This window comes from Streptomyces sp. NPDC085927 (genome assembly GCF_044540975.1).
Classification (GTDB): Bacteria; Actinomycetota; Actinomycetes; order Streptomycetales; family Streptomycetaceae; genus Streptomyces; species Streptomyces hirsutus.
Genome location: NZ_JBITSN010000014.1, coordinates 12591 through 25159 on the forward strand (window position 1 = coordinate 12591; position 12569 = coordinate 25159).

Genomic DNA, 12569 nt, shown 5'->3' on the forward strand with positions numbered 1-12569 from the left:
CACCACCACACGCGCACGTACGGCCAGTGCTGCAGGCATCCTCGCACCTGCCACCGACAACGCGCCTGCCTCCCCGCATCAAATGATCTTGATTGGTCGGCTCTGCCCTCAAAAGTGCCTGACCAATGCGTCGTGAATGATCGTTCCGGCGCTACTTGAGATCGGTCACGTCCGGCCACCGGCAACCAACGGACCGGGTCGAGCGTCTTTCCTCGAACACGGGCAGGGTCCTCGCGGGCTCCGCCCGAGCCCTGGTCCGGGCCCTGTCCGGGCCGCGCCCGGGGGAGATCGCGTCGTACCTGTACGAGAACCGGGAAGGAAGTCGTCGACGGTGTCAGGCCGGTGTCCCGCGTCGCGGCATTACAGTGGGGCGGAACATTTCCGAGCACGACGCATCACGGTGTACGCCAGTCAAGCAAGCAGCAGGGAGCGCATGACGTGCGGCCGGTAGGCAGCAAGTACCTGCTCGAGGAGCCGATCGGACGCGGCGCCACGGGCACCGTCTGGCGAGCCCGCGTGGGGGTCCCCCCTGGCGCGCAGCCTGTCGGAGCTCCTCGGGGGAGTGAGACCGCGGGGGCCGAGGCGGCGGTGCCCGGTCAGCCGGGAGAGACCGTCGCGATCAAGGTCCTCAAGGAGGAGCTCGCGAACGACGCGGACGTCGTGATGCGTTTCCTGAGGGAACGCTCCGTCCTGCTCAGACTGACCCACCCCAACATCGTCCGGGTCCGCGACCTGGTCGTCGAGGGCGATCTGCTGGCCTTGGTCATGGATCTCGTCGAGGGTCCCGACCTGCACCGTTATCTGCGTGAGAACGGCCCCTTCACGCCCGCGGCCGCCGCTCTCATGACCGCCCAGATCGCCGACGCGCTCGGCGCCAGCCACGCCGACGGCGTGGTGCACCGCGACCTGAAGCCCGCCAACGTGCTGCTCAAGCAGGGCGGCGGCGAGCTGCACCCGATGCTGACCGACTTCGGCATCGCCCGGCTGGCCGACTCCCCGGGGCTGACCCGCACCCACGAGTTCGTCGGCACGCCCGCGTACATCGCGCCCGAGTCCGCCGAGGGCCGCCCGCAGACCTCCGCCGTCGACATCTACGGTGCCGGCATCCTGCTGTACGAGCTGGTCACCGGCCGCCCGCCGTTCTCCGGCGGCTCCGCCCTGGAGGTGCTGCACCAGCACCTGAGCGCCGAACCGCGCCGCCCCTCCACCGTCCCGGACCCGCTCTGGACGGTCATCGAGCGCTGCCTCAGCAAGAACCCCGAGCAGCGGCCCAGCGCCGAGAACCTCGCGCGCGGCCTGCGCGTCGTCGCCGACGGCATCGGCGTGCACGTGAACTCCGCGCAGATCTCCGCCGCGGAGAACGTCGGCGCGCTCCTCATGCCCGACCCCGCGCCCGCCCCCGTGCCCGGCACACCCGGTGCGCCCGGTTCCGCCGACCCGACGCAGGTGCTGCCGCACACCGGGGGCGCGTACGACCCCAACGGCGCGACCAGCGTCCTGCCGCAGACCGGCGCCAACGCCTCGGCGGGCGCCGGCGGCCCTTCCGGCGCCGCCGGCCCGACCGCCGTCATGCCCCCGGTGCCGCCCGGCCCGCCCGGCCAGGGACAGCCGGGGCCCGACGATCCGCATCCCTGGCAGAACCAGATGCGCGCGGCCCGCGACCGCAACGAGCAGACCCAGGTCCAGTACCTCGACCCGGGCGAGGACCCGCTGCGCCGCCGCCCCCAGCGGCAGGTCTCCCGGCAGCAGCCCCCGCAGCCCCAGCCCGGCTCCGGCTACGGTCAGCCGCAGCCGTACCAGCAGGCACAGCAACCTCAGCAGTACGCCCCGCCCCCGCCGCAGCGGCCCCAGCGGTCCCAACGGCCGCGGCAGCCGGAGCCGCAGCGGTACACCCCGCCGCCGGAGCCGCGACGCCCCGCGCGCGAGCCCCGGCAGCGCAGCGCCAACCCGATGCGCATCCCCGGCCTCGGCTGCCTGAAGGGCTGCCTGTTCACGATCGTCATCCTGTTCGTCGCGAGCTGGCTGATCTGGGAGCTGAGCCCGCTGCAGGACTGGATCGGCAGTGGCAAGGGCTACTGGGACCAGCTCACCGACTGGTTCACCAGCACGGTGGACTGGTTCCAGGACCTGGGCGGGTCCGCGTCCGACCTGTCGCAGTAGTGCCGGCGCCCCGGGCCGTCGGTGACTCCAAGGCCACGGAGTCACCGACGGTCCGGGGCGCGTCCGGCTGGTTTGCTGATTTGTCGACACCCGGCGGGTGATTTCCGGATCCCCGGTGAAGGTTGGCTTCCGGGGCGCGTAGCTTTGGCGGCAACACGCGTCGGTAGGAGCAGTCTTGGCACGGAAGATCGGCAGCCGGTACACCGCCCACCAGATACTCGGACGGGGCAGCGCCGGCACGGTGTGGCTCGGTGAGGGGCCGGAGGGGCCCGTCGCCATCAAGCTGCTGCGCGAGGACCTCTCCTCGGACCAGGAACTCGTCGGACGCTTCGTGCAGGAGCGGACGGCGCTGCTCGGTCTGGAGCATCCGCACGTCGTCTCGGTGCGCGACCTGGTGGTCGACGGCAACGATCTCGCGCTGGTCATGGACCTGGTCCGCGGTACGGATCTGCGCACCCGTCTCGACCGCGAGCGCAGGCTCGCCCCGGAGGCCGCCGTGGCGATCGTCGCCGACGTCGCGGACGGCCTGGCGGCGGCGCACGCCGCGGGGGTCATCCACCGGGACGTCAAGCCGGAGAACATCCTGCTGGACATGCAGGGCCCGTTCGGCCCCGGCGGCTCGCACCGCGCGCTGCTGACCGACTTCGGGGTGGCCAAGCTCATCGACACCCCGCGCCGCACCCGCGCCACGAAGATCATCGGAACGCCGGACTACCTGGCGCCGGAGATCGTGGAGGGCCTGCCGCCGCGCGCCTCGGTCGACATCTACGCGCTCGCCACGGTCCTGTACGAGCTGCTCGCGGGCTTCACGCCGTTCGGCGGCGGACATCCGGGAGCGGTGCTGCGCCGCCATGTCACCGAGTCGGTCGTCCCGCTCCCCGGCATCCCCGACGAGCTGTGGCAGCTGCTCGTGCAGTGCCTGGCCAAGGCGCCGGCCTCACGGCTGCGGGCCTCGGAGCTCGGGGACCGGCTGCGGGAGCTGCTGCCCCTGCTGGCCGGGATGCCGCCGCTGGACGTGGACGAGCCGGACGCCGAGCCGGCGGAGCCGGGGGGCGAGGACACCCTCTCCTCCGGTCCGGCGCCGGCCGCCGGGGCGCCCGCGCGGCGGCGCGGTGCGGTCCCGCTGGTGCCGGGCGCGAAACCGGCCGACTCCAACCGGGACACCCACACGTCGATGCGGGTGCCGGGCCCCGACGAGCTGGCCGGAGGCGCCCGCGGCACGGCCCGTGCACCCCGCGCGAGCGGCGCCCGCCGCCCCGGCTCGGCCCGCAACCGCGCGGTGGCCCGCCGGCGCCGGCTGACCCTGGCCGCGCTGACGGTGACCCTGCTGGCCGCCATCGGCGCGGGCGCCTGGCTGGCCACCTCGGACGACGAGCCGGGAGCGGACCCGCGCGACTCGAACAACTCGGCCCCCGCCACGCCCTGACCCCGGCCACGGCCCTCGTCACGGCCTGACCCCGGCCACGGCCCCGCCGCGCCCCACGGCCCCGACCTGCCCCGACGCCCGCGACAGGTCCCGGGGACGGGCGCCCGGCGTGGTGTGCCCGGGCGAGCCGTTACGCTGGGGGTGTGGCAGTCGTCGATGTTTCCGAAGAGCTCAAGTCCCTCTCCTCGACCATGGAGTCGATCGAGGCCGTTCTGGACCTCGACAAGCTGAGGGCAGACATCGCCGTGCTCGAGGAGCAGGCGGCCGCTCCGTCCCTGTGGGACGACCCGGATGCGGCGCAGAAGATCACCAGCAAGCTCTCCCACCTCCAGGCCGAGGTCAGGAAGGCGGAGACGCTGCGCGGGCGGATCGACGATCTCGCCGTGCTCTTCGAGATGGCCGAGGAGGAGGACGACCCGGACACCCGCGCGGAGGCCGAGTCCGAGCTGGCCAGCGTCCGCAAGGCGCTCGACGAGATGGAAGTCCGCACCCTCCTGTCGGGCGAGTACGACGCGCGTGAGGCGCTCGTCAACATCCGGGCGGAGGCCGGTGGCGTCGACGCCGCCGACTTCGCGGAGAAGCTCCAGCGCATGTACCTGCGCTGGGCGGAGCAGCACGGCTACAAGACCGAGATCTACGAGACGTCGTACGCGGAGGAGGCCGGCATCAAGTCGACCACCTTCGCCGTGCAGGTGCCGTACGCCTACGGCACCCTCTCGGTCGAGCAGGGTACCCACCGGCTGGTACGCATCTCGCCCTTCGACAACCAGGGCCGGCGCCAGACCTCGTTCGCGGGCGTCGAGGTGCTGCCCGTCGTCGAGCAGACCGACCACATCGAGATCGACGAGTCCGAGCTGCGGGTGGACGTGTACCGGTCGTCCGGGCCCGGCGGCCAGGGCGTGAACACCACCGACTCCGCGGTGCGGCTCACCCACCTCCCCACCGGCATCGTGGTCTCCTGCCAGAACGAGCGCTCGCAGATCCAGAACAAGGCCACCGCGATGAACGTCCTCCAGGCCAAGCTGCTGGAGCGGCGCCGCCAGGAGGAGCAGGCCAAGATGAACGCCCTCAAGGGCGACGGCGGCAACTCCTGGGGCAACCAGATGCGTTCGTACGTGCTGCACCCCTACCAGATGGTCAAGGACCTGCGCACGGAGCACGAAGTGGGCAACCCCGAGGCCGTGTTCAACGGCGAGATCGAGGGATTCCTGGAGGCCGGAATTCGCTGGCGCAAGCAGGGGGAGAAGTAACCCCGCGCGCGAACAACGCTTTGTCGACAAGGCAACTGCCGCCCCTGGGGCGGCAGTTGCCTTTTGTGTGTCAAGAGTGCCGGGCTTTTACATCACAATCATAGTTTCCAGTCTCGGCAAAGCGCGCTTACTCGGACATCGCGTACGCAACGGCCTTGACGTTCATTTGAAAAGTGGGAAAGGTGAGGCGCGGCATGCGTATCTCCGGGGCGCATGTGAACCGGGGGGCTTGCCATCGCAGTCGGCCCTGTTGATCACCGCCCCGAGCGCCGCCTCACTGACGATGAGCTACTGGGGGTAGCAACCACATGACCAAGAAGACGCGCATCCGTGTCGCACGGCTCGCGGCCGGTGCCGTGATCGCGGCCGGCGCCTCGCTGACCGCCGCCGGCGCGGCCTCCGCCCTCGACATAGGCGTCAGCGCCGGTGTCGGGGACGAGGGCGCCAATGTCGGCGTCAGCCTGGACGCCGGTGACGAGGACCCGACCGACGAGCCCACCATCCCGACCGAGCCGGACGAGCCGACGGACCCGGAGGTGCCGACGGACCCGGAGGTGCCCACCGACCCCGAGGTGCCCACCGACCCGGAGGTGCCGACGGACCCGGAGGTGCCCACCGACCCCGAGGTGCCCACCGACCCGACCGAGCCCACGGAGCCGGAGGAGCCCGTCGACCCGACGGAGCCCACCGGGGCCCCGACCACCCCGGGTGGCGGCAACGGCGGCGGCGGCAACGGCGGCGGCGGCAACGGCGGCGGCGGCAACGCCCCGGCCGGCGGTGCCGGCGCCTCCGTGCAGGAGGAGGGCTCCTCGGCCCTCACCGACACGGGCGACGCGCCCGCCCCGTCGGCCCAGGGCGGCGGGGAGCTCGCCGAGACCGGTGCCGCCGAGATGACCTTCCTGGTGATCGGCGCCGCCACGATGATCGCCGGTGGCATCGGCTTCCGCGTGCTGCCGCGCCTCATGGGCAACCGTGGAGCCGCTGCCGCCTGACGGTGACGGCGCGCGTACGTACCGTACGCGCAGTAGGAGACAGGCCGAGGGGCCCGGAGCGCGTTCGCCGCTCCGGGCCCCTCGGGCGTCCCTGTCCCTGTTCCTGCCGTCCGTTCCGTGCGGGAGCCGTACCGTACGAGCCCTGTGGTCCGGGTGTCCCCGTGGTCCGGCCGCTCCGCGCCGTCAGACGGTCTGGTGGGCGAGCAGCGCCACCGCCGCGACCAGCACCACCAGCAGCGCGATCAGCGCCGTCGGGTTCAGACCCGTGAAGAAGTTCACCTGCTGCAGCCGCTCGCGGTTCGCGCGGCACACCGGGCACCGGCCCTCGCTCACGGGTGCGGCGCAGTTGGCGCACACCAGCCGGTCGTACGTCATGCGCTCGCCCTCCTCGCACCGGTTCCGGTCAGTACAACGCCCACGACCACGCGAACGTTCCCTCTACCACTCTGCCAGGTTCCGCGGCAATCGGCGCGGCCCTCCGTGTGTCGCCCCGCACATCCGGTATATAGCGCGCAAGTGTTACGCAACCCGGGCCGGTGACTGCGGACGGCCTTCAGCTTCGCGTAAGGTCACGCACATCTACCCCCGGCGACCCGTGGTGCACCCGTGATCCGATTCGACAACGTCTCCAAGGCCTACCCCAAACAGAACCGTCCAGCCCTCAGGGATGTCTCCCTGGAGGTCGAGAAGGGCGAGTTCGTGTTCCTCGTGGGGTCCTCGGGCTCCGGCAAGTCCACCTTCCTGCGGCTGATCCTCCGCGAGGAGCGGGCCAGCCACGGACAGGTGCACGTCCTGGGCAAGGACCTCGCGCGCGTCTCCAACTGGAAGGTGCCGCAGGTCCGGCGCCAGCTGGGGACGGTGTTCCAGGACTTCCGTCTGCTGCCCAACAAGACGGTCGCCGAGAACGTCGCCTTCGCGCAGGAGGTCATCGGCAAGTCCCGCGGCGAGATCCGCAAGTCCGTGCCGCAGGTGCTCGACCTCGTGGGGCTCGGCGGCAAGGAGGACCGGAGGCCCGGTGAGCTCTCCGGCGGTGAGCAGCAGCGCGTCGCCATCGCGCGGGCCTTCGTCAACCGGCCCAAGCTGCTCATCTGCGACGAGCCCACCGGCAACCTCGACCCGCAGACCTCGGTGGGCATCATGAAACTGCTCGACCGGATCAACCGGACGGGCACCACCGTGGTGATGGCGACCCACGACCAGAACATCGTGGACCAGATGCGCAAGCGCGTCATCGAGCTGGAGAAGGGCCGCCTCGTCCGCGACCAGGCACGCGGCGTCTACGGCTACCAGCACTGACGAGGAACGGAAAGGCTTAACCTCACGCCATGCGCGCCCAGTTCGTTCTGTCGGAGATCGGTGTCGGTCTCCGCCGCAACCTGACGATGACCTTCGCCGTCGTCGTCTCCGTCGCCCTGTCGCTCACCCTGTTCGGTGCGTCGCTCCTGCTGAGCGACCAGGTCACCAGCATGAAGGGCTACTGGTACGACAAGGTCAACGTCTCCATCTTCCTGTGCAACAAGAGTGACGCCGAGTCCGACCCCAACTGCGCCAAGGGAGCGGTGACCGAGGACCAGAAGGGGCAGATCAAGGGCGACCTGGAGAAGATGACGGTCGTCGACTCGGTCACCTACGAGTCCCAGGACGCGGCGTACAAGCACTACAAGGAGCAGTTCGGCGACTCCCCGCTGGCCAGCTCCCTCACGCCGGACCAGATGCAGGAGTCGTACCGGATCAAGCTCAAGGACCCGGAGAAGTACCAGGTCGTCGCGACCGCCTTCGACGGGCGTGACGGGGTGCAGTCCGTGCAGGACCAGAAGGGCATCCTGGACAACCTCTTCGGGCTGCTGGAGGGCATGAACCTGGCCGCCCTCGCGGTGATGGCGCTGATGCTGATCGTCGCCCTGATGCTGATCGTCAACACGGTGCGCGTCTCGGCGTTCAGCCGCCGGCGCGAGACCGGGATCATGCGGCTGGTCGGTGCCTCGGGCTTCTACATCCAGGCGCCGTTCATCGCCGAGGCCGCGGTCGCCGGACTCATCGGCGGCGCCCTCGCCTGCGGATTCCTGCTGGTCGGCCGGTACTTCATCATCGACGCCGGACTGGCGCTGTCGGAGAAGCTGAACCTGATCAGCTTCATCGGCTGGGACGCGGTGCTGACGAAGCTTCCGCTGATTCTCGCCACCAGTCTCCTGATGCCGGCTCTGGCCGCTTTCTTCGCGCTGCGCAAGTACCTGAAGGTGTGACTCTTGCCCAGAGGGGCGTACGGCCAACCGGCCGTACGCCCCTTCGTGTTGTCCTAGACTCACCGGCATGTCAGGTCGTGCCCTGTTCTGCGAGCCCCGTCGGATCCGCCGAGGATCCGCCCTGACCTTGGTGTTCACCGGCGTGCTCGTAGCCGGTGCGGCCACCGGCAACCTGCCCGGCCCGGCCGACCGGAAGCCCGCCGCGGGCAGTACCCAGGCGGCCGCCCCCGTCGGCCGCCACGCCGAGGTCGCCGAGGCGGCCGAGGCGGCCATGGACGCCGGCACGTCCCCCGTGGAGGCCGCGCAGCGCGCCGTCAGCCGCAGCGGGGACCGGTGGGGCGCCGTCTACTCCCCGGGCGAGTACGAGGAGTTCGTGGACGCCCTCGACGGCAGGTACACCGGCGTGGGCCTGTGGGCCCGGGAACGGTCCGGCCGCATCGAGGTGACCAGGGTGGGCCGCGACACCCCCGCCGCCGACGCCGGTATCCGCGCGGGCGACCGGCTGCGCAGCGTCGACGGCGCGACGGTCGACGGGCGGCCCGTCACCGAGGTCGTCTCCTTATTGCGCGGTGACGACACCGACGAATCCGCCGGCACCACCGTCCGCCTCGGTCTGGAGCGCGGCACGCGCACCTGGAGCGAGACCCTGCGCCGGGCCCGGCTGTCCCGCGACACCGTCACCGTCGACGAACTCCCCGGCGGGATCACCGTCGTCAAGGTCGCCGCCTTCACCAAGGGCTCCGGCGACGAGGTCCGGGCCGCCGTGCGGGAGGCCCCGGCCGGCACGGGCATCGTCCTCGACCTCCGCGGCAACTCCGGCGGACTGGTCGCCGAGGCGGTCACCGCGGCCTCCGCCTTCCTCGACGGCGGCCTGGTCGCCACGTACGACGTCGAGGGCGAGCAGCGCGCCCTGCACGCCGAACCCGGCGGCGACACCGTCAGACCCCTGGTCGCGCTCGTCGACGGCGGGACGATGAGCGCGGCCGAACTGCTCACCGGCGCCCTCCAGGACCGCGGACGGGCGGTCGTGGTGGGCTCCCGCACCTTCGGCAAGGGCGCGGTGCAGATGCCCGGCAGACTGCCCGACGGCTCGGTCGCCGAACTGACCGTGGGCCACTACCGCACCCCGTCCGGCCGGGGCGTCGACGGCCGGGGCATCACCCCCGACCTGGAGGCCGAGGAGCAGGCGCTCCAGCAGGTGGGCACGATCCTCGCCGGCCTCGGCCGGTAGTGCGGGACCCCACCGCGGAAATCGGCTTTCCGCCTACCCCCTCCGTAGTGCCAAAATGGGCGGCACTATGGCTAAGGAAAAAGGGCGCAAGCTGATCGCGCAGAACAAGAAGGCGCGGCACGACTACCTCATCATCGACACCTACGAGGCCGGCCTGGTCCTCACCGGGACCGAGGTGAAGTCGCTGCGCCAGGGCAGGGCGTCGCTGGTGGACGGCTTCGTCCAGCTGGACGGCAACGAGGCGTGGCTGCACAACGTGCACGTCCCCGAGTACAGCCAGGGCACCTGGACCAACCACAGCGCGCGGCGCAAGCGCAAGCTGCTGCTGCACCGCGAGGAGATCGACAAGCTGGAGTCCAAGTCCCAGGAGACGGGGCACACCATCGTGCCGCTCGCCCTGTACTTCAAGGACGGCCGCGCGAAGGTGGAGATCGCGCTGGCGAAGGGCAAGAAGGAGTACGACAAGCGCCAGACGCTCCGCGAGAAGCAGGACCGGCGCGAGACCGAGCGGGCGGTCTCGGCGGTCCGCCGCAAGCAGCAGGCCTAGGGCCTGTCCGAGCGGCTCCCGGCCCGTCCCGGAGCCCTCGGAGCCGTCGCGCGGGAATACGCTGGCACCGACCCGTGTTGGTCACGTACGATGGGACACGCACCTCACAGCGGGTGCACACCTTGAGAAAAGAACATGGGGATGATCGGTTTCGACAGCGGCTGTCGAAGCAGGGGAAGCGTGTCGAGGAAGCGGCCATGATCTCGTAAACCACAGGCCGAAAAAATAATCGCCAATTCCAAGCGATCCATCTCCCAGGGCGAGCTCGCCCTCGCTGCCTGATCTTCAGGTAGCGAGCAGCGGCTCCCCTACCAAAGGGAGTGTCAGCCCGGGGGTGTTCCCGACCCGGTTCCTGGCATCATTTAGGGAACTAAACCTTGATCCCGGTCACGGGGTGAAGAGGGAAATCCAACAGTGACTGAGCCCGTCGGAGACTTGTCCGCGTGATCTCCGGGGCTGAGAAAAGCACAGCGGACTGCACACGGAGAAGCCCTGATTCTGCACCGTTGGACGCGGGTTCGATTCCCGCCATCTCCACTTACCCCATGTGGGCCCGGGCCCCGTCGCATCAGCGGCGGGGCCTGTGTCATGTGGCCACACAGGCGAAGGCGGCGAGTGGGGGTCCGGCCCCATGTCGGGAGGTGGTTCACGCTTCTACCTTCCGTTCTCATGACACAGACCAGCGCGGCGCTGCGCCGCACCGTCCTGGCGGCCCTCCTGGCCGCCCTCCTCTCCGTCCTGCTCACCCCCGCCCGGGCCTCGGCCGCCTCCCTCCAGGAGGTCACCGGCTTCGGCTCCGACCCGGGCGCCCTGAAGATGTACCGGTACGTCCCCGACGGGCTGCCCGCCGGTCGTCCTCGCCCTGCACGGCTGCACCCAGAACGCCGCGGGCTACGGCACCGGCACCGGCCGGCAGCAGCTCGCCGACCGCTGGAAGTTCTCCGTCGTGCTGCCGCAGCAGCAGAGCGCCAACAACCTCTCCGGCTGCTTCAACTGGTTCCGGACCGCCGACATCCAGCGCGGCCGGGGCGAGGCCGCGTCCCTCGCGCAGATGGTGGACCGCCAGCTCGCCGACGTCTCGGGCGACGCCTCGCGCGTGTACGTCACCGGGCTGTCCGCCGGCGGCGGGACGACCGCGGTGATGATGGCGGCGTACCCGGAGAAGTTCGCCGCGGGAGGCGTCGTCGCCGGACTCCCGTACGGGTGCGCGCAGGCCGCCGGGTCGCCGTACGTGTGCATGTACGTCGGCGCCTCCCGGACCCCCGGGCAGTGGGGCGACCGGGTGCGCGCCGCGCGGCCCGGGTACACCGGGCCCTGGCCGGCGCTGACCGTCCTGCACGGCACGGCCGACCACACGGTGAAGTCCGCCCACATGACCGACCTCGTGGAGCAGTGGACCGAGGTGCACGGCGCCGACCGGACGGCCGACGTGAGCGACACCGTCGCCGGACATCCGCACCAGGTGTTCCGGGGGCCGGACGGGAAAGCGGCGGTCGAGACCTACGCCCTCACCGGCATGGGGCACGGCCGGCCCGTCGACCCGGGGAGCGCCGGCGAGCAGTGCGGGGTGGCCGGGGCGTACTTCCCGGACGTGAACCTGTGCGCCGCCCACCGGCTCGGCTCGGCCTGGGCACTCGGCTGAGCGGCCCGCGGACCGGGCGGGTCAGACCGGGCGCGGGCCCGTGCTGGCGCGCTCGGTCAGGCGGGGCGGGAGCAGGGTGGCCTGCGGCACGGGGGCGCCCGACAGCTTCCGTGCCAGCAGGTGCACCGCGCGGGTGCCCAGCTCCGTGGACGGCACGGTGACCGAGGTGAGCGGGATACGGGCCGAGACGGCGACCGGCGTCGGGCAGACGGCGGTGAGGGAGAGGTCCTCGGGGATGCGCACCCCGAGCTCCTCGAAGGCGTCGATCAACGGGTCGAGCAGCGGCTCGTTGTGCACCACCACCCCGGTCAGCGCGGGCTGCTCGCGCAGCAGCCGCCCGGCCATCGCGCGGGCCGCGTCCCGGCCCGTCCCGCACGGGTGCACCGCGGACCCGATCCGGTGCCGGTCCGCGGCGGCGGTGAAGCCCTGCACGAGCCGCCGCGCGAACGCCGTGCGCCGGACGTACACCTCCGGCGGCGAGCCGACCAGCGCCACCACCCGGTGCCCGAGCCGCGCCAGATGGTCCACGCACAGTTCGCCCGCCGCACCGAAGTCCAGGTCCACACAGGTCAGCCCGTCCGGCTCGGCCGGGACGCCGATCAGTACGGACGGCAGGGGCAGCGAGCGCAGTAACGGCAGCCGGGGGTCCTGGAGCTGGACGTCCATCACCACCAGCGCGTCCGCCAGCCCCGTCTCCGCGACCCGTCCGATGCCCTCCTCGCCCTCGCCCTGGGTGAGCAGCAGCACGTCGTGGTCGTGGGCGCGGGCGGCGGTGACCACGGACACCGCGAACTGCGTCACCACCGGCACATGGACGCCGGAGCGCATCGGCACCGCCAGCGCCAGCACCCGCGATCCGGCCCCGGCCGCGCCCCGGGCCCGGACGTGCGTGCGGTAGCCCAGCTCGCGGACGGCGGCCTGGACGCGGCGCCGGGTCTCGTCGGAGATCGGCCGCTTGCCGCTGAGCGCGTACGACACCGTGCTGGGGGAGACCCCGGCGTGCCGGGCCACATCCGTGATCTTCACCATCGAGGGTCCTTATCGGGGGTCCTTCACCGAAAACCGGAAGTGTCGAAGC

Annotated in this window: 11 protein-coding genes and 1 other RNA gene; 10 read left to right on the top strand and 2 right to left on the bottom strand. The window is 71.5% G+C overall.

Going from position 1 to position 12569, the window contains the following annotated elements; all coding sequences use genetic code 11:
* The first annotated feature begins 438 nt into the window (after positions 1-438).
* The 4 genes from ACIF80_RS28770 (at position 439) to ACIF80_RS28785 (ending at position 5828) form a co-directional block, all read left to right on the top strand.
* Positions 439-2160, top strand: coding sequence for a serine/threonine-protein kinase (locus ACIF80_RS28770; protein WP_399810010.1), 1722 nt, complete (start codon positions 439-441; stop codon positions 2158-2160).
* Between the two features lie 175 nt (positions 2161-2335).
* Entirely contained in the window at positions 2336-3586 is a 1251-nt protein-coding gene (locus tag ACIF80_RS28775; RefSeq protein ID WP_399810012.1) for a serine/threonine-protein kinase, read from the top strand.
* Between the two features lie 143 nt (positions 3587-3729).
* Positions 3730-4836 (top strand): peptide chain release factor 2, encoded by a 1107-nt coding sequence (gene prfB, locus ACIF80_RS28780; RefSeq protein WP_399810014.1) that lies wholly within the window; start codon positions 3730-3732, stop codon positions 4834-4836.
* Between the two features lie 308 nt (positions 4837-5144).
* Positions 5145-5828 carry a hypothetical protein gene (locus ACIF80_RS28785; RefSeq protein WP_399810015.1) on the top strand — a complete coding sequence of 228 codons (684 nt, stop codon included), beginning with the start codon at positions 5145-5147 and terminating at the stop codon, positions 5826-5828.
* Positions 5829-6011: 183 nt separating this feature from the next.
* Here the strand turns inward: ACIF80_RS28785 and ACIF80_RS28790 are convergent, their stop codons facing one another.
* A complete protein-coding gene (locus tag ACIF80_RS28790; RefSeq protein ID WP_055629368.1) occupies positions 6012-6203 on the bottom strand; it encodes a hypothetical protein in 192 nt (63 codons plus the stop codon).
* A gap of 231 nt (positions 6204-6434) precedes the next feature.
* Here ACIF80_RS28790 and ftsE point away from each other — a divergent pair, with 231 nt between their 5' ends.
* From ftsE to ACIF80_RS28820, 6 genes are all read left to right on the top strand, one after another.
* Positions 6435-7124: a cell division ATP-binding protein FtsE gene (gene ftsE / locus ACIF80_RS28795; protein WP_055595116.1), complete on the top strand. Its 690-nt coding sequence runs from the start codon at positions 6435-6437 to the stop codon at positions 7122-7124.
* 29 nt (positions 7125-7153) lie between these two features.
* Positions 7154-8071, top strand: coding sequence for a permease-like cell division protein FtsX (ftsX, locus tag ACIF80_RS28800; protein WP_399810016.1), 918 nt, complete (start codon positions 7154-7156; stop codon positions 8069-8071).
* Positions 8072-8138: 67 nt separating this feature from the next.
* A complete protein-coding gene (locus ACIF80_RS28805; protein ID WP_399810018.1) occupies positions 8139-9302 on the top strand; it encodes a S41 family peptidase in 1164 nt (387 codons plus the stop codon).
* A gap of 67 nt (positions 9303-9369) precedes the next feature.
* Positions 9370-9849 carry an SsrA-binding protein SmpB gene (smpB, locus tag ACIF80_RS28810; protein WP_388093452.1) on the top strand — a complete coding sequence of 160 codons (480 nt, stop codon included), beginning with the start codon at positions 9370-9372 and terminating at the stop codon, positions 9847-9849.
* Positions 9850-9986: 137 nt separating this feature from the next.
* Positions 9987-10389: a transfer-messenger RNA gene (gene ssrA, locus ACIF80_RS28815) on the top strand.
* A 322-nt stretch (positions 10390-10711) separates the two neighbouring features.
* Positions 10712-11491, top strand: a complete 780-nt coding sequence (locus tag ACIF80_RS28820; RefSeq protein ID WP_399810258.1) for a PHB depolymerase family esterase — start codon at positions 10712-10714, stop codon at positions 11489-11491.
* A 21-nt stretch (positions 11492-11512) separates the two neighbouring features.
* Here the strand turns inward: ACIF80_RS28820 and ACIF80_RS28825 are convergent, their stop codons facing one another.
* Positions 11513-12520: a LacI family DNA-binding transcriptional regulator gene (locus tag ACIF80_RS28825; RefSeq protein WP_399810020.1), complete on the bottom strand. Its 1008-nt coding sequence runs from the start codon at positions 12518-12520 to the stop codon at positions 11513-11515.
* Positions 12521-12569: the final 49 nt, after the last annotated feature.